We start from the raw sequence: 21,130 nt of genomic DNA on the forward strand, positions 1-21,130 counted from the left end.
TTCCAGCAGCGAGCGACATCCCCGCTCCTCCGGACCCGGTGCCCAGCATCGGGCCGGTCGCCTTCTCGCTCCAGTTCGACGGGAAGGATATCCGCTACGACCTCTCGCATCTGCCGTGTCCCCGCCTCGTCCGCCCGCTCACCCAGGAGTTGAGCCAGATCGGGGGTGACGACGGAACCATGGGCGGCAAGTATGCCTTCCGCGAAGCGATCCGGGCCGTGCGGCTGTTCGTCGAGTTCGTGGCTGCGGCCGAGCCCGGACACGCCGACGACTTCGCGCTGGACGACCTCGAACCTGAGCTCCTGGATGCCTTCGAAGGGCACCTGGCGCGGGCTTTCCCGAAGGGGAGCGGCCAGCCGTACAAGCTGCTCGGGACGGTCGTGCGCCTGCTGCGTGCCGTCCACGAGTCCGCCCCGGACGCCTTCAGCGCCGAGATGCACGGGCGGATCGGGTTCACGGCGACGACGGTGGAGCGGCTGACCAGCAAGCCCCTCGACGCCTACCCGTTGCCGGTGTTCGAGCGTATGGAGGCCGCGGCGCTCGCCGACGTCCGCGCGGTCCGGGACCGGATTCTGCGCGGTGAGCGGATGGCCGAAGCCGGCCAGGACCCCGAGACCGGTGGGTGGGGGCGGCTGGAGAACGTCCTGTGGTATGTCGCCCGCAACGGGCCGCTGACCAACGACATCGTGCGGCAGCATCGTCCGCTGCGGGCCCTGGGCGGGATCAGAGCCGTCAACGCGCACCTGTTCCTGACCAAGGCCGACATGGTGCCCTTCTTGACCTTGCTGATCTGCCAGACCGGACTTGAACCCGAGTGCGCCAAGACTCTGAAGGCGGACTGTCTGTCCAACCCGGCGCGCGGGTTCGTCAGCATCGCGTACGTCAAGAAGCGCGCGCACCAGCACACTCACAAGACGATGCGGGTGAGCGACGGGGGCGCCCTGCACTACCCGGGCGGCCTGCTCCGCCTCGCCCTGCGGCTCACACAGCGCGCCCGCGAGTTCGCCGGCACCGATTCCCTGTGGGTGCTCGCCTTAGACGCCGGAGTCCATGACGTCTACCGGGACGGACGCACCCACACGGCCCGGGACGCGGTGCCCTGGATGGCCCGGCACCGGATCGATGAGATGAAGGACCGCGGCGGCGCCGTGTCGATGAACATGCGTCGCCTGCGCAAGAGCTACAAGTCGCGGAACTATCTGCGGGCCGGCGGCATCCTCGACGACTTCGTGTCCGGTCACACCAAGGAGGTCGCCGCCGGGCACTACGCCGACATCGAGGCCCACCGCGAGGTACACGAGCAGGCGGTGGAGGACGGCCTGCGCGAAGCCCTGGACGCGGCCCTGGCCGCGCCGGTCGTGCTGGATGACGACGGCCGCCGCCTGGACGACGGCGACCAGGACCTTGAGCCGGACGAAGTCCGCGCCGCCCTTGGGACGGACAACGACGTCTGGCTGGCCTCGTGCCGCGACTACTACGGCTCCCCCTGGGCGCGGAAGAAGGGAGCAGGCTGCCCGGTCGCGATCTGGGGCTGCCTGGAGTGCCCGAACGCCGTCTTCACCACCCGGCACCTGCCGAGCCTGCTGTCCTTCCTCGACTTCCTCGAAGCACAGCGCGAGGAATACGCCGCTGCCGAGTGGAAGGCCCGCTACGGCCTGGCCTGGGAGCGGATTGTGAACGACATCCGGCCGAAGTTCAGCACCGAGCAGATCACCACGGCCACCGCCATCGCCGAAGCCGGCGGGCCGTGCCTGTCGCTGCCCGCACAGTTTGTGGAGCTCATCTCATGACCACCGCGCCTCAACTCCGCGCTCGTCCGGCGGCCCCGGTCCCGGACGACGCGTACGTCGTGCCCGAGCACCTCACCACCGCCGCGACCGGCCGCGGGCCGCGCGTCGGCGACATGGTCTGGGACCTGCGCCCCTTCGTCCCCCGAACCACCCGCAAGAACGCCCTCTGCCACTTCTCGGGATTCGCCGACGACACGGCCATCCGCACGGCCAAGGAATACCTCTACTCGCGGTTCCGCCGGGGCATCCCGGCCAGCTACTTGAGCGTCTCGACAGTGAAACCGATGAAGATCACGTGGGCCGCGCAGGAACTGGCCCGCGTACGTAACGCCATGCACGACCTGCGCGAACTCGGCATAACACGGCTCTCCGCAGTCACCCGGGAGGATCTGGCGGCGTTGCTGGACCAGTGGAAGAAGGGGTCCCTCTCCACCGCTGCGTCGCTCGTCACCACGATGAAGCAGCTCGCCGCCCATCGCGCCTTCCTCCACAGCGACGGACTGGACGTCCATCCGTGGCCCGGCCGAACAGCAGCGGCGGTCGTGGGCAAGGAGCCGAGACCGGACGAGAACAGCACGGACCGCATCCCCGAGGAGATCATGGCTCCGCTGCTACGCGCGGCCATCTTCTACATCACCATCGCCAGCCGCGACATCCGCGCCGCCCGTGCCGAGATACAGGCCCTGCAGGAGGCCGCACGCCGGCGGCCCTACAGCATGGGCGGAGCGAAGGAAGCCGCATTCACCTCCTTCATCGCGAAGCGCCGGGCGGCCGGGCGCGGCCTGCCGGCCCTACCGCTGGAGGCGGTTTCACGGCGACCAGGCGCTGAGGTGGTCGGCGGAGTCGTCCAGTCGCCGAACGTCACCTTGATCGAGCTGATGATCGGCGGCTACGCCCGTGTCGATCACCTCGTGGCACGGGCGGCGGCCGAGCTGGGATTTGAGGAAGGCGGCCTCGACACTCCGATGTCGCCCTGGCCGGAGTCCGGCCGGCCGTGGCGGCCACGGCTGGACCCCACGACTGTGAACCGGGAGACCGAGTACCTGCGCACGGCCTGCTGGATCGTGATCGCGTACCTTTCTGGACTTCGCGACGACGAGGTCCGCCTCCTGGGCCGCGAGTGCGCATTCACCGAGACCGGCGACGACGGCCGGATCCGCTACAAGCTGCGCGGGCGGGTCTACAAGCACCGCAAGATCAGCGGCGATGAGGCCGAGTGGGTCGTCTTGGACATCGTTCACCAGGCCGTCGACGTCCTCCTCGGCCTCCATGACGATCCGGACCATCTCTTCGGCTACTGGGGCACGGACATCACCGGCTATCAGCTCTTCGGGTCCGTTCCCTACCGGCTGGGCCGCTTCCGCGACCATGCCAACGAGCTCTTCAGCACGGAAGCCGGGTTGTTCATCCCCAACGACACAAGCGGTGTCGAGGACTACGACACCCCGGACACCCTCGATTCAGAAAGCCATCAACACGGCCGCGGAGGCGAGGACTCGGACGGGCCGCTCGGTCTTACCGAGGAGGGACCTGATCCAGCAGGGGTTCCCTGGAGTTTCGACACGCGGCAGTTCCGTCGAACTTTGGCCTGGCATATCGCTCACCAGCCCTTCGGCGTTGTCGCCGGCGCCCGGCAGTACCAACATGCCCGAATAGTCATTTTCGAGGGATATGCGGGTACATCGGAGTCCGGCTTCGCCGAGGAAGTAGCGGCCAACGACGCGGTCGCGCGACTGGACTACCTGGAGGATATCTACCGCGACTGGAACAACGGTGGCGCCTCCTCCGGCGGGGCCGCCGAGCGTATTTCGGCCGAGTTCGAGCGAATCCGCCGCGAACTCGGCGACCTGCCCGGTGTCGTCGCGTCCCCTGCCCGGCTGCGGACGATGCTGCGGCACCTGACCAAGACGCTGCACCCCGGGGTACTCAACGACTGCTTCTACCAGGCCGCCACCGCGGTCTGCCGCAAGCGCGCCAAGGCGCTCGGCCGCCCGGTGCCGCTGCACAACATGTGTCTGCGCTGCCCCAACGCCCGCCGGTCGGCAGTGCACTTGCCCCGGCTCACCACCGCACGGGACCAGGCCCTGACGGTGCTCGACCTGCCCAAGAAGGAACGCGAGGCCCTGCCCCGGCTGCAGGTGATTGCCCTGACCGACCACGCCGCCGAACTCGACGAACTCATCGAGAGCATCACCACGGACGACACCGAGGAAGGCGCGGAGTCGGCGTGAACGACGAGACACGACTGCGCATCCGGCACACCTTCGACCGGCTCTCCACGGGCGGCAGAGGACTCACCGACATCGACCGCGCGCTGATAGAGGCGTTTGAGCGGCTGATGCACGGGCTACCCGAACTCACCGACGGCAAGATCACGGTCGTGAACGTGTGCACCGAGGCCGGCGTCTCCCGCGCCTCCTACTACCGCTCGCCGGTGGCACAGGCGGTGAAGGAGATTCTGGAGGCGCCGCAGACGCGCCGTCCGGAACCGGAGGAGCTGCGGGCAGAAGTCGCCCGGCTGAAGAGGGCGGAGCGCGAGCTTCATAGCGAGCATGCCGCCGAGATCCGCGAACTCAAGGGCACCGTGGCCACCTACGCCGACCAGATCCAGGTCCTGGCCTTGCGTAATGCCGAGCTGGAGATCCAGAACGCCCGTCTCCTCGAACGGCTGCGGCAGTCCGGGGGCAACGTCGCGGTCCTGCCGGTCCCGAGCCCTCCTTTGCCCTGACTGGGCGCGTCACCTGCCGTTTCGCGTGGCTGTGAGAAACAGCGGGAGCACGCTCGTTGCCGTCGTGCATCGGAGCTGCCGCGAGCCTGCCCAGGTCGCCTCCCCACGTGGCGTTCACAACCTCCCCGGCCAGACACCTAGGGACCCGCGTGTACCTGGCAGGCCCAAAGACTTGGGGTCTGGGGATACGTGTCGCGCAGCGCGCACACGGTGGAGTGCAGTGCCTCTGCTGTCCGGTTGACATCCAACGCGTTGTCGCCCGTGACTAGGGCCTCGTACACGTCCTGGGCGACACCGGCTCCGATCGTGTCGTCGACGTGCCACAGTGAGCCGACGACATGGGGGAAGCCCGCGATCTGGAGGGCGCTGACGATGTGGACGGCCTCGTCGGCGAGTTCGGGGTTGGTGCGCAGAGTGTCGCAGGCGGAGAGGTAGGCGAGCTGGACCGACGGCAGCCTGAGCCGGGCGAGGTCGCGGACGGTGAGCGGATGTTCGGCGTGATCGTGCAGGACGAGCCGGCTGGCGGACGGACGCTCGAGCTCCCCCAGGGCGTGGCAGGCGAAGTGTGCATACGCGTACCGGGGCAGGGCGGAGACCACCGCGGAGTGAGTGGCGGACGCGCCGGTCAGCACCTGAGCGCTGGGCAGCAGCCGGGCGAGGTGTTCGGCTTCACGGCGCGCGGCGGGCAGCGGTGCGAGGCCGCTGGCTTCGCCGACGGCGACGACGAGCGCATCGGTGCCCGCGGGGCGGGCGGCGCGTTGCCGGGCGTGGTGCAGAGCCCGCAAAGTCGGCGTGTACGAGGAGACGACCCGGTCCAACGCACCTGGCGCACCTCTTTGGGGGGTCGCGGCATGCAACGGCAGGGTGCCGAGGACGCCGCCGGGCGCCCACCACACACGGGGCAGCGGTCCGGCGGGGGCGGCCGGGATGCCCAGGTGGTCGAGGACGGGTCCGGTGACCGCTTGCCACAGCCAGGTGAGCGTGTTGCGGACGACTTGTTGTGCGCGCAGGGACTCGGTGCGGGAGGTTCGGGGCGTCTCGATACGCGACAGCGCGTCCTGGAGGGCCTGCCGGCGGGCCGATGTCGTCGCTGGATCCAGCCCAGGGAGTGGTACGGCGTCGATGGATCGCTGGGTGACGACCAGTGCGTCGCTCCCGTACGGGGAGACGTTGACCAGTACCACCGGGCCCGCCGCGGCTGTCGCGCGCAGTTCCCGCTCGTCCCACTCCCGCACCGACCGCAGCAGGCCAAGTTCCGGGTGCTCGGCGCGGATACGCCCGGTCAGCTCTCGCCACTCGGCGGCCAGCCGCTGCCGCAGATCGGCGCCGGCGTCGGGGCCGTGCGCGGCGCCGGGGATCTCTTCTTCGAGGAATCCCTGATCCTGGCTGTCGGTAGCCGTGTCCAGGGCATCCCGGAGTTCTTCGAAGCGGTTGGCGAGGTCCGGGGCCGCCTCCCGGAGTCGGGTCAGATCGCTGTCGGCGTCGAAGGCGTGGGAGAGGAGCACACCCCTGGCCTGTTCGAGCAAACCGACCGCGAGCCCGGGGAGGCCGCAGCGCACCGCGCAGGCCGCCGCTGCGGCACCCAGCCCGACGGCTCGGCTCAGCAGTAACTCCTGGTCGTCGCGGGCGAGATGGCGGGGCGCAACGGAGTTCAGGAGGTCAACCGCCACCGCATAGCCGTCCAATGCGCCTGCCCAGTCACCGAGCTCCGCCTGGAGGTTGCCCCAGAACCGTGCGGCATCCAGGCGCTGGGAAGGGGCGCAATGCCGTTGCAGGGCCCCTTCCTGGTACGCCTCAGCCGCCTTGACCAGGTCGGCTCGAAGGCGGCCCGCCCTCCGGACGACCAGGGCGTGGCCGAGATTCGCCAGTCGCAGGGCGCGCCGGGGGTGGTTGGGCGGGGTGATCTCGATCAGCTGGCGGGCCAGCGTGACCGCCTCGTCCCGGACGTGGTTGCGTGAGCTCGGGAGGCGCGAGCCCGCGGCCACGGCCAGAGCGTTCGGCAGGTCGGGGGAGTTCGGAGGCAGCGCCGCGATCACCATGTCGGCCAGCTTGCGTGCCTCGCGGGCGTCGCCGCGCCGTTGCGTGTGCGCGAAGCGGGTCAACAGGGCGGCGGCGAGGCCGAGGTGCCGGTGGGGCATCAGCGGGTCGCCCTCCGGGGTGAGGGCGAGTGCATCCCTGAACAGCTTTACTGTCTCGTCCAGTTGGGCGACCAACTCAGGGACGCGCGCAATGGCCAAAGACCGAATGATCCCCACCTTGTCCAGCAGCGTCGCGTGGGCCGCGCGGTCCAGGCCGGGCGATGGCACCGCCCGGCGCCAGCACTCCTGGGCTTCTCGCAGGTCCTCGCCGTCATCGGTCAGCAGGTGCCGCAAACTCAACGCCATGCCCAAGTCGAGCATCCGCGTTTCGAACATCTTGTGCCCTTCGGGGGTAAGCGCCACCGCCTCCCGCTGAGCTCGCACGGCCTCGCTCACCTCCTCTGGGCTTCCCCCCTCCTCGTAGCTGTTCTTCAGCACCTGGCCGAGATGGTGGAGAGCCTCGGGCCGGACCGGGTGGGCCGTCGGCAGGTGCGCGACGGCTTCTCGCAACAGCCGCAGAGCCTCCGCCAGATCCGCGGTGCTTCCTTCCGGATGGTGCTGGTACCGGGCGTATCTGGCTGTGGCGGCAGTTTCCAGATCAACCGCGGAGTCAGGCGTCGTCTCCTTCGGTCCGGCAGTTGAGTCTGAGAGGTGCCTGATCGCCGTGTCCAGTTCCGTCGGATCACCGCCGAACAGAGTGAATCGGGCACGCTGCGCGTTGCCCAGGGCTCGGCGTATCGCGGCGGTCTGCTTCGCGTCCCGGGACGCCGGGAGCGCCTCGGTCAGCGCATGGACCGCCTCGTCCAGGTCGTCGGCCCGGCGAGTGCGCTGGCCTCTCAGCAGGAGTGCGATACCCAGGTTGAGCCGTGCAGCCGCCGCTTCCTGAGGAACGCCGGGGACCACCTGGCGGAACAGATCCACAACCTCGTCGTACCGCTCAAAGTCGCCTTCTTGATCCAGGAGCAGGATCAGCGCGTTTCCCAGTGCGCTGAGGTAGTAGGCCAGGTCCGGGCTCTCCGCAGGCATCTGGGCCAGCACGTCACGCGCGATACCGACAGCGTCGTGCAGGTCTTCTGGGTCGTAGCCCTGCCGGTATCGCTCCAGGAGCTGGATCCCGAGATTACTGAGGGCAGCGAGCCGGTCCGGGGAATCGGACGGGATGCCTTTGAGGGCACGGCGGGCAAACCGGACCCGATCGGCGCCCAGGTCACCGAACGGCCAGGTCATCCCGGCGAGGGTCATCGCGACGGAGAGTCCTTCACTGCGGTCCGCGTACAACGGGTCGTCCTCCGCAGTCGCGAGGACAGACAGAGTGCCGTACCCGATCGCGGAGGCGAGGAGTATGTCGCGCGAGGGTGTCATGGCGGCGTACTGCGCAGCCGTCTCATAGCCTCGCCGGACATCGGTGGAGGCGTCCGGCGGCGGACTGTGCTGCTGCCCCTCCGCAGCGATCAAGAACGCAACACACTCTCCCGCCCAATCGGCGGGACTGTCGCCATGCCCCGGGTTCGGCCGCGCAGCAGGGTCGATACCCGCGTAGCCCACTGCGAACTCCGGCGGCACGAGCCGTGGATCAACCACCCACACCGGAAAGAGCAGCGCTCCGGCCATGCCTCCGTAGACCCGGCCGTGATCCCCCGAGTCACCCGCCGCGCGAGCGGCACAGAGCCACCCGGCCGCGTGCCGGGCCTCCATATCCGTCGTCGTGTCGGCGATCCTCAGCAGTGCCCGAAGCTCAGCATCTGCCTCGTCGCCGAACACGGCGTCCCTGTTCACACGCCCGCCCGCAGCCCCGTACCGCATGACGCGATCACGGATCGCCCGGACCAGCCGGTCCCGATCATCCCGCACGTTGCCGAACTCCCCATGCCGACTCCGCCGCCACAATGGCCATCCTCGACTGTGCTTAATCTGCGGCACACTTGGAGCATGACGGTACAGCCCGATCGCTCTGCAATGGCCCAGAGGACAGCGGCACTGTGCGCCCTGCTCGGCTCGTCGAGCAACGTGCGGCGGCTGCCCGAGGTCCAGGCGGCGGCCGAGCGTGCGCTGACCCTGCTGCGGTCGGGCGCGGACGCCGCCGTGCTGGCGGCTTGCTACGACGACCTGGACCACGTGCTACGCCAGGCCGGGGACGCACGCGGGCTACTCAACGAATCCCGGGGCGCAACTACTCCCGGCGTTGCGACGCACATCAAGGTGGCTGTGTGCCCGGGACAGGCCCGCTGCAGCCGACTGGAACGGGCCCGCGACCTGCTGCCCGCCCCGCACTGTGCGGTCCACGACACCCGTATGCGCAAACGGCGTCTGCGCCCCGAAGAGTGACCCCCGGGCCGCCGACCTCATGAACCCACTCCTCGCCACCCTGGGCAGCAAACTCACCGAACGCTGGCTGAACCTGCTGGTGCTGCCCGGCGCCCTCTTCCTCGCCGTCACAGCCATCGGCACCACCCTGGGGCACCGCCACTGGCACGACGTCGACCGGCTGCGCGCCACCCTGGACGACCTCGCCGCCCGCCCGGCACTCGACCGGACCGGCACCGCCGCACTCCTGGCGGCGCTCGTCCTGCTCACCGCCGCCGCGGCCTCACTCGCCGCACAGTTCCTCGGCGGCGCGATCGAACAGTACTGGCTGCGCTTCGGCCGGGACCCGCTCTCGCTCGCCCTCACCGCACGACGCGAGCGGCAATGGAAGGAAAGGGACGCGAAAGTCGAGGAGGCCGTCGCACACGCCAACCCGACCGCTGCCGAAGCGAACGGCGCGGTGACGATCCCGAGAAGCACATTTGCGCGGATCCAAGCCCTCACCGAGGCCCGCGACCGCATCGCGCTGCGCAAACCGACCCGCCCCACCTGGTACGGCGACCGCATGCAGGCGACGGCGGACCGCGTCGAGGCCGCCTACGGCGTGGACCTCGCCGCCCTGTGGCCGCGGCTGTGGCTGATCCTCCCCGAGCCCGCCGGACGGCAGATCCAGTCGGCCCGCGACTCCTTCAGCGCCGCGGCCCGCCTCACAGCCTGGGCCGCGGGCTACGCCCTGCTCGCCTGCTGGTGGTGGCCGGCCGCCCTGGTCGCCGTCGGCTGCGGGGCCGTGGCCCGTTCCCGCGCCCGGACCGGGCTGGACGCGCTCGCGGGCCTCATCGAGGCGGCCGTCGACGTGCACGGCCGGGAACTGGCCACTCACGTCGGCCTGATCACGCCGGACGCGACGGGGCTGCTGACTCATGAGACGGGAGACGGGATGTCGGAGGTCTTCAGAAAGACCGACTGATGCTCATGTACGTCACGGTGGCTTTGGCTCCGTACAGCACAAGTACCGTCACGAGCCGCAGACGGCTCCATCCCGGTGCTGAGCAGGGAGATTACGACCTGGGCGCCGGCCTGAAACGAGCCGCACCCAGCCATCATCGCCACCCGCCCCTGAACCCCCGCCTCTCACGCTGCGGCCCGGCCACCTCTCATCACGCGGCCAGGCAGTAGGGAAAGGCTTGAGTGCCTGTTCCTGAGGCCGACATGACATGTCGGGGGTCGTGATTGGTTGGCGAACGGCTCGGCCGGTAGTGAGGGTGGGGGGCGGCGTCATTCATGAACAGGACATCGCCGGGCCGAGTGGGTGGCTAAGGTCGGATCGTGTCGACAGCAGAGACCGTCCTGTGGAACGTCCAGGCCAAGCGCGGCCACGTATGGGAGACCATGGCCAGTGGGAGAGCTCAGACCGCAGACGGCAACGTCCTAGCGCTGGGAGCGCTCGCCGCCCACCTGATGACGGTGGACCACGACAACGACCTCGATGAACGCCGCGTGCTCGTAAAGGCACCCGACGGGCTCGCCACCCGACTCCGAGCAGAGCTCACGGAGGACGACCTGGTGCAGCACTTGCGCAAGCACGGCTATTACCCCCGGCGCCAAGAGGCCCCGCTGGCAGCGTTCTTCCCCAAGGCTGTCCACGACGCCCTGCCCCTGCACCTCCAGTCCGAACTGAACCGGGTGGGCCCGCCCCGACGGCGATACGCCCCCGGCGAACTCGTGTGACCGCGACCCAGAGCGGGCTTCCGGCCAGTCCTTGGGCCGGTCCGGGTGGAGTTGCCGACCGTGAACTTGAGAACGATCAGTCGCGGTTGGCCTCGTGGGAGGCGGGTTGTCCGCTCCTGCGGGAGGACCGGCGGGTGATGCGCCTGGTCATCAGCGTGATCGCTGCCCAGGTGATCAAAGATTCCGAGTGCTGGATGAGCCGTTCGTAGTCCCGGGCGTGACGGCGGGCGTGCATGATCCAGGCGAGCGAGCGTTCGACGACCCAGCGGCGGGGCAGGATGACGAACCCGACGGCGTCCTTCGGGCGGCTGATGGTCTTGAGGGTCAGGTCGAGGTGCTTCTTCGCCCAGGTCACGAGCTGTCCGGCATAGCCGGAGTCGGCCCAGACGATGGTGATCTCGGGGTGCATCAGCCGCAGCCGGAACAGCACTTCCTTGGCCGCCTCGCGGTCGGTCACGTCGGCCGGGGTGACCATGACGAACAGCGGCAGGCCCTTGGTGTCGACGACCAGGTGCCGCTTGCGCCCGTTGATCTTTTTCGCGCCGTCGTAGCCGCGCGAGTCCTTGCCGACGGTTTCGGCGGCCTTCACGGACTGGGAGTCGATGACGGTGGCGACCGCGCCGGGCGCCCGGCCCATCTCGCGGCGGATGCGTTTGCGGAGCTGGTCGCGGATCTGTCCGACGACGCCGGCAGCCGCCCAGCGGGCCATGAAGTTGTAGCAGGTCCGCCAGGGCGGGAAATCGCGGGGCAGGGCCCTCCACTTGCAGCCGGTGTCGACGACGTAGCGGATCGCGTCGACGACCTCGCGGCGGGGGTGCCTCTCGGGGCGCCCCCCTTTGGGGGACTCGCAGGCCGGCGGCGGGAGAAGGGGCTGGATGAGGGCCCATTCGTCATCGTAGGTGTCGGAGGGGTAGCAGCGGAGCCGGGACATCTCGAACCCCCTTCCCGGTGACGGAGGTTGGGGGACGGCCGCGCCGTCCCCCAACCCGGTCAGTTGTCGATGAAGTCGGAGATGATGTCGAGCGTGGACTCGACCGAGCTGAGCTGGGTGTTCAGGTGCTTGATCCACCGTCCCTTCGGCTGGAGAGCGGCGTGCGGGCCGACGACGGCGGTGATGAACCGGCGGATCTCTGTGAGCTTCTCCCTCACGATCCCGAGTTCGTATGCCTGGAGCTCGGCGGTGTCGGTGCAGAACCGGTAGCCGTCCTTCTTTGTCCAGATCAGGGGTGGCCAGCCCCGTTCGGAGATGATGTCGCGCAGGCAGGCGAGGCCCGCGCGGGTCTGGCTGGGTGTCAGCTCGCCGGAACGGACGAGCTGGGGGAAGGCCAGCCCGGCTGGGCGGGCCTCGAAGAGCACGAACCGGACAGTGTCGGCGTGCCGCTGGGAGGCCGCCGATCTGCGCTCGGAAGCGCGTGGCACCGGCTATTCGCCTTGCAGGAGCCGGGCCAGTTCGCCGTCGACGTCGACTTTCCCGGTGTCGACGGCCGTCTCGATCCAGTCCAGAGTCGCGCGGACCCGGGCGACGTTCTCGTGGACCAGGACGCGTTCGTCGTCACTGAGCTGACGGTCACGCAGGCCGGGGACGACACGGCCGGACGCCGCGACGAACGCGTGGCAGGCGGTGACGAGGTCGAGGAACTCCACCGACCGGTCGATGCCGCGGATCGCCGGGGCGAGAGGGCTGTTCTCCTCGAAGTCCTCGCGGGCCTGGCGGCCACGCTCGACCTGCGCGTGGTTGACCTGGTGACGAGCGGTGTCGTCGCCCATCGCCTTGAACGCGACGTCGGGGCGGCGCAGCAGACTGGTGGTCACCTCGGCGGCGACGGACTCGTCCTGTGTCAGCTCCTGCACCGCCTTCACCCGGTCGGCCGGTGCGACCTTTGCCACGACGTCCGGGCGCCGCAGGATGTCCGGGGCGATCGCAGCAGCCACCGAGTCCTCGCGGGCGAGTTCGGTCACCGCTTTCACCCGGTCCTCGGGCTTGACCTGCGCGACGACCGCCGGCCGCTTCAGCAGGTCCCCGGTCACCGTCGCCGCGACCCCCTCGTCCTTCGCGAGCGTGTGGATCGCGCTCACCTTCTCCTGCGGGGTGACCGGCTTGACGACCTGACGGCCCGCCCGCCGGTTCGCCTCGTCCGGCGACCACCGTGACTTCCCCGCGGGCGGGGTGAGGATCGCCTCGAACCGCTCCTGATCGTCCGCGATCCCCGCCAGAATCCGGTGGACCGTGTAGGAGACGCCGGTGACCCGGCGTTCCTCGGGCCACCGGGACGCCGTCCACCTCGTCTGGTTGACCATCGAGTACGACACCCCGATGTCCTCGGCCAGCCGGAACAGCGACTCCTTCACCGTGAACGGCGCCTCGCTCTTCTCGTTGCCGCCGTACTCGCGCATCGGCTCGACTTCCAGCGCGTAGTCCCCGATCGCGAACTGGATGCGGCTGGCCGTTTCCACCAACTTCCGCAGCTCGGCCACAATCTGCGCGTACCGGCTCGCACTGACACTGCCCACCTTGTCGCCGGCGCCGGTCTTCTCGATCTCCTCGGGCACGGTTCTCACCTCAACCCGCAGGCCGGGCACGGCCGTTGACCGTGACGAGACACGGCCCGCCTCTCGAACCCGAGAGTCGGACCGTAAATCCTATGATCGCAACGATTGACCGGTAATGACCGGAATCCGATCAGAAGTGCGATCCGGATGCGTTCGCGCTGCGGTCACCGTGACCGTTCGCCGTACGTTTCCTTCCGGGCCCGCCAGGCCCTCGTCACGCACCGCCGCGAGCAATAAACGGCGTTCGACCGCCGGTCCACGCCCGCCACCCAAGTCGCCCCGCAAACCGGGCACTTGACCACTCCGTCGCCGTCCAGCTCGGCCGCCACTCGCTTCCGCAGCCGACGGACCCGACGCCACTGCCTGGCACGACACACCGCCGAACAGAACACTGCGTCGGGCCGCGCTCCCGGCCTCAGCCGTTCACCACAGCCCTCGCACACCCGCTCTCCGGTCCGCCCGGCGCCCTCGGACACACGGCCAGCCTAGGCGCCAAGGCTACTCAGAACCGGAGATATGGAACAGGCACTCAAGAAGTTCCGGGCCACGGCCTGGCAGGAGTTCATGCTCGGCAGGCCCGACCAGGTCATCACGACGCTCGACACCCTCGGCCCGGCCGGCGCTGAGGAGATCTACGGCGCTGACCTGGTGCAGCGCGTACGCAAGCTGCTCAGCAGCACCAACCACATGACCGTCGCACGCCGGTAGGAGGCCGTGATGACCGAAACCCTGAACACCACCACCAGCAACGAGCAGCCGGCCACGGAGCTGTCGGGCGTCGACCTGGCCCGGGTCGCACTGCACCAGGCGCGCGAGGCCGCCAAGGCCCGCGGCGAGTCCGGCACCCGCAAGGCGAAGCGCCCCCTCCGGGCGACTGTGCGGCGTGACGGCCGGGAGCCGACCGGGTTCGCCGCCGTGCTCCAGGGCCTGATGGCCGACCGGGCCTGGGACATCCCGGCCGCCGGCGGAAGCATCCTGGACCAGTGGCCCCACATCGCGGCTGGCCTCTCCCCGAAGCTGGCCGCGCACGTCCAGGCGGTCGCCTTCCACGCGGAGACCGGCCAGCTGGACCTGCGCCCGGACTCACCCGCGTACGCCACCCAGCTGCGCCTGATCACCTCCCGGATCGTCACCGCGGCGAACGACGCTGTCGGCACCCAGGCGGTCCGCACCGTCCGCGTCCTGGCCGCCGGCGCGACCGGCCTCGCGCACCGCGAGGCGGTCACCGCTCCGGCGGCGGCCGCGCCCGAGGCGCCGGTGAAGACCCGCGACATGGCCCCGCCCGGCTTCCACCGGGCCTTGGCCGCCCACCAGGCCGTCCCGCGTGTCCAGCACGTCAGCTCGGGCGTCACCGAGGCGATCGAACGGCAGAACAGGGCCATGCGTGAGCTCAGCCGGCGCGCGTTCCCCGAGCCCGACGCCGCCCCGGACGATGCGCCGGCCTCGATGAACGATGCTCGCCTCCAGCGACGTCGTCAGGCAGCGGCGACCGAGGCCGCCGCCCTGCGCCGGGCCCGTGCCGAGAAAGCCGGCCGCCCGATGGCCGCACCGCAGCAGCTGGAGCGGACCGCGTGATCCCGCAGCCGTCTGCCCAACCCGACCGTTTCACTCATGTGCCGCCGAAGAAGGAGACCGCCATGGAGCCCACATCCCCTCTTGTGCCGGATCAGCCGAGCCGGGAGCGCGCGCGTGCTGCTGTTCATGCAGTCCTGAACGGCCCCGGCCTGGCGGGTGAGCTCGATGCCGTACGGCTCGCCGCGGTGGTCTTGCAGGCCCTGATCCCACCCGGGGAAAAGTCGGTGACGCTGCGCTCACAGAGCCTGGGGGAGTGGGTCGGGGTGTCCCTCTCGCATGTGGCATCGCTCGTGACTCCCGGGCTGCGCCGGGCGGCTTGGCACACCGCTCCGGACGGGGACCCGGGCCTTGTGTTCACGTCGCCCACCGCGGCCGCCCCGGACGGGGCCCTGCGGCCTGTGGTGTCTGCGCTCTTCGCGCCGGGCACCGGGTTGATGGGAACGCGCACGGGACGCGGGGCGGCCACAGACCGGCTCGCGTTTCTGCTGCTGGTCCTGGATACCTCGGCAACGGGCGAGGTCCGGCTGATCGACGGACCAGTCGACAGCCAGCGCGGCCGTATCTCCGCGACGATCGCGTCCCTGCTGGGGTGTGGCCTGCCGGGAGCATCGAAGATCGCAGACCGGCTGGAGGCGATGAACCTGGTGGAGCGGCGGCGGGAAGAGACCGCGTCTGGCCTGTATCAGGGCACCCGCCTGTTCATCCCCGCAGCCCGCCAATAGGTGCTGCCGCCAAGCCAGGCCGACCCGAACATCTGCCCCCGGGGCGCGCGTTGTTCGTTCAGTGCGGGGTGTGACAGTTCGGGTCGGTGCAGCTGCCGGCCAGCGCCAGCGTGCGGTCCTGCGGGGGCGCATCCAGCCACTCCGCACGCATGGCCTGGAGCCGGTCGATGTCCGAGGCGAGTTCTGGCACCTTGGCCCGCAGCGCGTCGGCCCATTGCTGGGTGAGCGCCCGCCCGTTGACGTACAGCTCCCCGTCCCGGCCTCCGACGGCGAACAGCACGCCGCCCCTCTGGGCGGGGATCACCATCGCGCCCACCGGCTCGGCGACCTTGCCCTGGCGTACCAGCACCGCGGTGGCGGTTTGAGCCTCGGCCAGGGCTTCCTCGTCCACCGCCGGCATCGGGTCGGGGCCGGCGGGCGGCAACAGGGGCGTCACGCCGTCCTGAGGCGCATCGTCCAGGCCGCGGCCGGCGAGCTGGTTGTTCTCGTAGAAGGTGACCATCCCCGCCAGCAGCGGCATGTCCTGGCGCAGCCGTTCGGCCACCGACGGCGTGAGCCGTTCGCCGTTGGCCAGCACCTGCCCGCTTCTGCCGACGGCGACGGAGAGCACCTTGCCGTCCAGGGTGAAGTGGTACTTCACATCCGTGCCGCTGGCCATCAGCCCGGTGTCGATCGCCCGGTCCCACAGCCGCATGACCCGCTCGACTTCCGCCTGCGGGAACGGCGGCGCGGCCTGCGGCTGGATGCCAGGCTGGCGGCGCGCGTCACGTGCCGCGCGCTTCTTCTTGATCCGCCCCATCGGAGTCTCCCTTGCTCGTCGGCCGGCCCCCGCCGGTCAACGAGCACCCCGTCGCTGCGGACACGACCGCGCCACCCGTCCGGCTCCGCTCGTGCGGTGTGCCGGACGCGGGTCAGGGCCGGGTATGCAGCAGGTCAGGCACACGGCTGGTCTGGCCCAGCCAGGCGGAGACGTCCTGGTCGATGTACTCGACCAGGCGCAGGACCTCGGTGTGGGCCTCGCGCAGGGTGAGCCGGCGGGTTCGGCCGCGGCGATCGTTCTGGCCCGGGAGGGGAACTCCGTCGATCAGCGGCTCATGGTGGGCGGCCCGGTTGCGCAGGGAACGGACGTGGCTGGCGGTGGTGAACACCGTCGTCCGCTTGCCGCCGCTGTTCGGGAACGCCTTGTGCAGGGCCTTGCGCCACAGCGTGGAGTCGTAGTCGACGTTCTTGCGGTACGGCCCGTCGCCGCGGGTGCCGCCCTTGTCGAGCAGGTTCACCCAGCAGCCGAAGGTCGACTCCGCCACGATCTTCCCGGCCGGGACCGCCTGGAGGGTCTTCTGCGCCGGCTTCCCGGTCGCCAGGTCGGCGGGCATGGTGATGTTGCGCCACGTCGTCTTGAAGCCGCTCATGGTTCGGTCGTCGAACAAGTCGGTGCGCGCGTACCAGGTCGCCCCGTACGCGGCCGCGAGCTGCTCCGCCATGGCGTTGCGCAGGATGACCTCGGCAAGGGCGATCACCTCACCGAACGCGGCCGACAGCCGCACGTTCCACAGGTACAGCTCCATCGCGGCGGCCGGCGTGGCCGTGGCGGCGAGGAAGGGAGCCAGGCGGGGCCGGGAAATCAGCGGCTCCAGGAGCTTGAGCTGCTCCGCCGTCGGTTGTATCTGCACCCCCCTGATGTATCATGGCGGCAGATTCCCCGGTTCAGCCTCTGGCTTACGTCACGCGACCGGGGTCAGACTTTTGAGGGCCCTCACCAGCGGTGAGGGCCCTCAGCTCTTTGCCGGTACGCCCACGATGCGTCGACCGCGAGGCTTCCGTTTCACCTGTTCAGGAGATGCGCACCCGGCACGGTCATGGCCGGGCGGGCACCCGGTTGTCGATCGTCACCACAACGGGATCCCCTTCTTCGTAGGAGGCCTTGCTGAGGACTCGGGCGGTCGCGTAGTAGACCTGGGAGGCCATGGCCCAGTCGGCGTAGGTGATCAGCTCCTCGGTGTCCTCGCCGTCGGGCCTGCGAATGGAGGCATTCGCCGTGCGGTAGAGGGCCAGCAGCATGGCGACCAGCGACCGGCCGGAGAGGACCGCGGCCACCAGGCCGTTCTCACGTTCTTCGAGGGACGGGGTCCGGAAGTGCGGGTGGCTGCCGACCTGTGCTGCCACGAATTCCCAGGTGTCCCGGTGGCAGACCAGGGTGGCCGACGCAACCTTACCGGCCCTCATGATCGCCCAGATTCTGCCCTTCCAGGTGAGCGGAGACGGCTCCTCCACCGAATCGCTCGGGCCCTGCTCGCTGGCCTCCAGCGCCGCGCGGGGAACGTCGTGGTCCTCCTCTTCGCGCTCGTCGGATCCCGGGGCGGACTGCTCAGCTTCAGGTGGCGACTGATCGGTTTCGTCCTCGTCGGCCGTGGGGGCATCGGGGTCCGTGGAGACTCCCGGCTCATCACCTTCGGGTGAACTGTCCGCAGAGAGCCTCAGAGCAGCAGGTTCAACCTGGGGTGCCGACTCCTGGTCCGGTGCCTGCCTCTGCTCGGGCAGGACGACAGAATCCGATTCGTACCCGATGCTGGTCCCGGCCTGGTGCGGGTGCGGGTCTTCCGCCGAATCGACGGCCGCCGGCACACGTGCCGATGCCGGTGCTGCGGCCTGCAGAGCCTCCAGAATCTTGCCGACGTCCTCACGCAGACCTTCGAGACCGTGGTGCAGCCGGTCAACGTCCCGGCGCAGGTCGGCCACCGCAGCAACGGCTTCGCTCGCCCGCTTGCCCGCGTTGTAGGAACTGGTCCGCGTTTCGTGCTGCGACGATTTCAAGTCGGCGAGGGCGGTCTCGCGCAGCCCTGTGACCTCGGTGGTGAACGCGGTCCGAAGGTCCCGCTCCAGGTCGTTGACCCTGGTGCCCAGGCCGTCGATCGATCTCTTCATTTCGTTCTTCGTGTCGATCACGATCGTCACGATGTCGTCCCTGCGCGGCAAGGAAGCCCTCCACCTGAAGCGTGTAGTCGGATAACTGCACTGCGTAGTCTCCGGCCGGGCGGTAGGCGTACGTATGCGGCTTCCTGAACTTGGCTTGATCCATCTCGACGCGGGCCGATCGGCATAGGTCGGAGCCGGCGCCGGGTACGCCCCCTGCTGGCGGGCCGCTGGCACCACCGCGGCAGCCGACGCCTCCCCCTGCGGCGACGCCGGGCAGTCGATGCGGAGCGCGCGGCGCGAGAGGCGCGGGGGCGAGATGGCGGGTTCCGGCACGGTGGCTCCGCTGCGGCGTCAGCACGAAACGCCAGCCAGAACACCGAACCCCGCCCCATCTAACGCGCTAGGTACGGCAATAGTACGCCAAACGTACGCCATTCGTACGCTTCATGGAGTAGAGTGTTGGTCAGGAGGTGTTCCATGTCCGAGTTGTTCGACGCGGTCGACGCGCTGGTCGCGTCCCGCGCCGCGCTGCCGCCGCCGGCGGAGCGCAAGCGGCTGCGTGCCGCACACGGCCTGACGATCGACGAAGTGGCCACCGCGCTGAAGGTGCGCCGGGCCACGGTGTCCGGCTGGGAGTCCGGCAAGACGGAGCCCCGCCCGCCGGAGCGCGACGCCTACGCCCGGCTGCTGGACAAGCTCGCGGAGCTCTACCCCGCCGCCCCGGCCGACACGGCCACGCCCGCCCCTGACGCTGCGGTGCCGGCCACGTTCACCGCAGCGCCCGCCCCGGCGGAAGCGCGGACTCTGTCCACAGGGGAGGCGTCCGAGGCTGCGGTCATGACTGCAACCGAGAACACCCAGAGCCCTGCCCCTGTCACAGCTGCTCCGGCGGCCGCGCCGCGTCCGGCGCGCACCACCAGGACGTCGTCGACGTCGCGCCGCCCGGGAGCGAAGAAGGCGGCCCCTGCCGGCACCCCGGCGGGCGGCACCGATCCGCGCTTCGAGAACGGCCCGCTCGCGGTCGTCGACGTCGAGGACGACGGCACGGTGCTGGCGTACTGCACCGGCGGCCTGGTCCTGGACGTACCCGCCAAGAGCATCCCGGCCCTGGTCGACTGGACACTGCGCGAAGCCAAGCTCGGGCAGCCGAAGCTCGCCGGCCCCGGTAAGGACGCCGACCCGCTCATCGTCCTCACCGAGTCCGCCCTCGAGCGCTACGGCCTGCCCGTCACCCTCACGGAGGAGGAGAAGCACGCCGGGCGGATCCCGGAGGGCCACAAGGTCATCAAGCAGCTCGCGCGCGCGGAGTGGAAGCTGACCAAGCGCGGGTTCGGGCCGTGGGCGCGGATCTACCGCCCCGCCACCGGTTCGGAGCGGGCCTGCGTGCAGCTGTGCATCCCCTCCTGGAACGCGCTCGACACCCGGCACTGGGGCGCGGCCGGACAGCTCCCGCCGGCGGAGCTCGCCCGCGTCCTGGGCGTGTACGCCTCCCGCGTGATGACGCCGCGCGGCTCCACGGCCGTGACCGGCCTGGAGCTGATGACCGCCCTGCACCCGCCGACCCGGGCCTCCGAGCCGGACGCCGACGGCAAGCGGCACTCCGAGCACAACCCCGGCTCGCTGGGCAAGGACGCCATCGACCCGATGAACTTCCCGCCGTGCGAGGTCCCCGACGGCCACCCCGTCCTCAAGGACCTGCCCCGCTTCCACGTGCGCGGCCCCGGCGAGAAGCTGTTCGAGGAGGCGTACGACTGGGCACGGCCGATGACCGACGCGGAGTGCACCCTGCGGCACCTGGTCGGTATCGACGTCAACATGGCCTTTGCCGCCGGCGCGAACGGTCTGAATGTCGGCCTGGGCGAGGCGACGCACGTCAAGGCCCCCGCGTTCGACCCGAAGCTGCCCGGCTCGTGGCTGGTCGACCTCTCCCACGTCGACCTGTCCCGCGTGAAGGTCGGCAAGGAGTGGGTGGAGCTGGACGGCAGCCTGCTGCCCAGCCCGTTCACGCCGAAGGGCGAGCGCCCGACCGGCCCGGCCTGGTACGCGACGCCCACCGTCGCCTACGCGGTGGAGCTCGGCTACGAGGTGCGCCCGCTGGAGGCGTGGGTGCGCTACGACAACGGCCGCTACCTGGACGGCTGGTACAACCGGCTGCGCGACGCCTACCTCGCCACGATGGCCGACCTCGGCGTCGACGCCGACCTCGCCCCGGCCGACTTCCTCACGGCGATGGACGGTTACAAGGCCCGCGACCCGGAGCTGGCCATCGTCGTCTCGGCGGTCAAGGCCACGGTGAAGGGTGGCCTGGGCAAGCTCCGCGAGCGGCCCCGCGGCGAGGGCTGGCGGCCCGGCGAGCCGTGGCGCGCCCTGTCCCGGCCGACGTGGCGGCCGGACATCCGGGCGGCGGTCATCTCCCGCACCCGGATGAACCTGCACCGCAAGATCGTCAAGCATGCGGCGTTCACCGGGCAGTACCCGATCGCGATCCTGTCGGACTGCGTCGTCTACGCCGCGGGCGGGCCCTCGCCGCTGGACTTCCTGCCCTACCGGGAGGGCAAGCCGCTGCCCGGCGGCTTCAAGCTCGGCATCAACCCCGGCCTGGTCAAGCACGAGGGCACCCAGAGCATCCTGTGGGGCGAAGAGGTCCGCGAGCGGTTCAACGCCCCGGAGCTCAACCTCGCCCGGTACATCAAGGACGGCACCGTCACCGACGTCGACAACGGAGAGTAGGAGAAGGCGACG

17 protein-coding genes are annotated in these 21,130 nt (G+C 70.1%); 10 read left to right on the plus strand and 7 right to left on the minus strand.

The annotated features are described in order from the left end of the window. Nucleotides 1-38: 38 nt before the first annotated feature. From AB0G32_RS14520 to AB0G32_RS14530, 3 genes are read left to right on the plus strand one after another with little or no spacing between them, the layout of a single operon-like run. Nucleotides 39-1,790 (plus strand): hypothetical protein, encoded by a 1,752-nt coding sequence (locus tag AB0G32_RS14520; RefSeq protein WP_361162514.1) that lies wholly within the window; start codon nt 39-41, stop codon nt 1,788-1,790. Beyond that, nucleotides 1,787-4,021, plus strand: coding sequence for a hypothetical protein (locus AB0G32_RS14525; protein WP_361162515.1), 2,235 nt, complete (start codon nt 1,787-1,789; stop codon nt 4,019-4,021). The genes AB0G32_RS14520 and AB0G32_RS14525 overlap by 4 nt, the downstream gene beginning before the upstream one ends. Next, nucleotides 4,018-4,518 carry a hypothetical protein gene (locus tag AB0G32_RS14530; protein WP_361162516.1) on the plus strand — a complete coding sequence of 167 codons (501 nt, stop codon included), beginning with the start codon at nt 4,018-4,020 and terminating at the stop codon, nt 4,516-4,518. The genes AB0G32_RS14525 and AB0G32_RS14530 overlap by 4 nt, the downstream gene beginning before the upstream one ends. A gap of 137 nt (nt 4,519-4,655) precedes the next feature. Here AB0G32_RS14530 and AB0G32_RS14535 read toward each other — a convergent pair whose 3' ends face one another. Then, nucleotides 4,656-8,357: a CHAT domain-containing protein gene (locus tag AB0G32_RS14535; protein WP_361162517.1), complete on the minus strand. Its 3,702-nt coding sequence runs from the start codon at nt 8,355-8,357 to the stop codon at nt 4,656-4,658. A 195-nt stretch (nt 8,358-8,552) separates the two neighbouring features. On the opposite strand from AB0G32_RS14535, the gene AB0G32_RS14540 reads away from it, so the two are divergent. The 3 genes from AB0G32_RS14540 (at nt 8,553) to AB0G32_RS14550 (ending at nt 10,628) form a co-directional block, all read left to right on the plus strand. Continuing rightward, nucleotides 8,553-8,921, plus strand: a complete 369-nt coding sequence (locus AB0G32_RS14540) for a hypothetical protein (RefSeq protein ID WP_361162518.1) — start codon at nt 8,553-8,555, stop codon at nt 8,919-8,921. Between the two features lie 19 nt (nt 8,922-8,940). Next, nucleotides 8,941-9,867: a hypothetical protein gene (locus AB0G32_RS14545; protein ID WP_361162519.1), complete on the plus strand. Its 927-nt coding sequence runs from the start codon at nt 8,941-8,943 to the stop codon at nt 9,865-9,867. 359 nt (nt 9,868-10,226) lie between these two features. After that, nucleotides 10,227-10,628, plus strand: coding sequence for a hypothetical protein (locus tag AB0G32_RS14550; protein ID WP_361162520.1), 402 nt, complete (start codon nt 10,227-10,229; stop codon nt 10,626-10,628). A gap of 76 nt (nt 10,629-10,704) precedes the next feature. Here the strand turns inward: AB0G32_RS14550 and AB0G32_RS14555 are convergent, their stop codons facing one another. Genes AB0G32_RS14555 through AB0G32_RS14565 form a run of 3 tightly spaced genes read right to left on the minus strand, consistent with a single transcriptional unit; the run spans nt 10,705 to nt 13,178 of the window. After that, nucleotides 10,705-11,559 (minus strand): IS5 family transposase, encoded by an 855-nt coding sequence (locus tag AB0G32_RS14555; protein WP_361162521.1) that lies wholly within the window; start codon nt 11,557-11,559, stop codon nt 10,705-10,707. 59 nt (nt 11,560-11,618) lie between these two features. Then, the gene (locus tag AB0G32_RS14560) at nt 11,619-12,047 is read right to left on the minus strand and encodes a RacP protein (RefSeq protein ID WP_361162522.1); all 429 of its coding nucleotides are present in this window, start codon (nt 12,045-12,047) and stop codon (nt 11,619-11,621) included. Between the two features lie 3 nt (nt 12,048-12,050). Beyond that, nucleotides 12,051-13,178: a DUF6192 family protein gene (locus AB0G32_RS14565; RefSeq protein ID WP_361162523.1), complete on the minus strand. Its 1,128-nt coding sequence runs from the start codon at nt 13,176-13,178 to the stop codon at nt 12,051-12,053. Between the two features lie 516 nt (nt 13,179-13,694). Here AB0G32_RS14565 and AB0G32_RS14570 point away from each other — a divergent pair. The 3 genes from AB0G32_RS14570 to AB0G32_RS14580 all read left to right on the plus strand — a co-directional run bounded on the left by AB0G32_RS14570 (nt 13,695) and on the right by AB0G32_RS14580 (nt 15,475). Continuing rightward, nucleotides 13,695-13,886, plus strand: coding sequence for a hypothetical protein (locus AB0G32_RS14570; RefSeq protein WP_361162524.1), 192 nt, complete (start codon nt 13,695-13,697; stop codon nt 13,884-13,886). Between the two features lie 9 nt (nt 13,887-13,895). Further along, entirely contained in the window at nt 13,896-14,753 is an 858-nt protein-coding gene (locus tag AB0G32_RS14575) for a DciA family protein (protein ID WP_361162525.1), read from the plus strand. 62 nt (nt 14,754-14,815) lie between these two features. Further along, nucleotides 14,816-15,475 (plus strand): hypothetical protein, encoded by a 660-nt coding sequence (locus tag AB0G32_RS14580; RefSeq protein ID WP_361162526.1) that lies wholly within the window; start codon nt 14,816-14,818, stop codon nt 15,473-15,475. Between the two features lie 58 nt (nt 15,476-15,533). On the opposite strand, the gene AB0G32_RS14585 is transcribed toward AB0G32_RS14580, so the two are convergent. From AB0G32_RS14585 to AB0G32_RS14595, 3 genes are all read right to left on the minus strand, one after another. Continuing rightward, nucleotides 15,534-16,274 (minus strand): hypothetical protein, encoded by a 741-nt coding sequence (locus tag AB0G32_RS14585; RefSeq protein ID WP_361162527.1) that lies wholly within the window; start codon nt 16,272-16,274, stop codon nt 15,534-15,536. Nucleotides 16,275-16,386: 112 nt separating this feature from the next. Continuing rightward, nucleotides 16,387-17,145 carry an Abi family protein gene (locus tag AB0G32_RS14590; RefSeq protein ID WP_361162528.1) on the minus strand — a complete coding sequence of 253 codons (759 nt, stop codon included), beginning with the start codon at nt 17,143-17,145 and terminating at the stop codon, nt 16,387-16,389. Nucleotides 17,146-17,329: 184 nt separating this feature from the next. Further along, nucleotides 17,330-18,427, minus strand: coding sequence for a hypothetical protein (locus AB0G32_RS14595; RefSeq protein ID WP_361162529.1), 1,098 nt, complete (start codon nt 18,425-18,427; stop codon nt 17,330-17,332). Nucleotides 18,428-18,865: 438 nt separating this feature from the next. Here AB0G32_RS14595 and AB0G32_RS14600 point away from each other — a divergent pair, with 438 nt between their 5' ends. Then, nucleotides 18,866-21,118, plus strand: a complete 2,253-nt coding sequence (locus AB0G32_RS14600) for a helix-turn-helix transcriptional regulator (RefSeq protein ID WP_361162530.1) — start codon at nt 18,866-18,868, stop codon at nt 21,116-21,118. Nucleotides 21,119-21,130: the final 12 nt, after the last annotated feature.

Source organism: Streptomyces sp. NPDC023723 (genome assembly GCF_040639815.1).
Lineage (GTDB): Bacteria > Actinomycetota > Actinomycetes > Streptomycetales > Streptomycetaceae > Streptomyces.

Excerpts from the sequence above, each read along its gene's own strand:
- AB0G32_RS14525 (WP_361162515.1), top strand. The coding sequence starts at position 1,787 with ATGACCACCGCGCCTCAACTCCGCGCTCGTCCGGCGGCCCCGGTCCCG.
- AB0G32_RS14540 (WP_361162518.1), top strand. The coding sequence starts at position 8,553 with ATGGCCCAGAGGACAGCGGCACTGTGCGCCCTGCTCGGCTCGTCGAGC.
- AB0G32_RS14545 (WP_361162519.1), top strand. The coding sequence starts at position 8,941 with ATGAACCCACTCCTCGCCACCCTGGGCAGCAAACTCACCGAACGCTGG.
- AB0G32_RS14555 (WP_361162521.1), bottom strand. The coding sequence starts at position 11,559 with ATGTCCCGGCTCCGCTGCTACCCCTCCGACACCTACGATGACGAATGG.
- AB0G32_RS14570 (WP_361162524.1), top strand. The coding sequence starts at position 13,695 with ATGGAACAGGCACTCAAGAAGTTCCGGGCCACGGCCTGGCAGGAGTTC.
- AB0G32_RS14575 (WP_361162525.1), top strand. The coding sequence starts at position 13,896 with ATGACCGAAACCCTGAACACCACCACCAGCAACGAGCAGCCGGCCACG.
- AB0G32_RS14580 (WP_361162526.1), top strand. The coding sequence starts at position 14,816 with ATGGAGCCCACATCCCCTCTTGTGCCGGATCAGCCGAGCCGGGAGCGC.
- AB0G32_RS14585 (WP_361162527.1), bottom strand. The coding sequence starts at position 16,274 with ATGGGGCGGATCAAGAAGAAGCGCGCGGCACGTGACGCGCGCCGCCAG.
- AB0G32_RS14600 (WP_361162530.1), top strand. The coding sequence starts at position 18,866 with ATGTCCGAGTTGTTCGACGCGGTCGACGCGCTGGTCGCGTCCCGCGCC.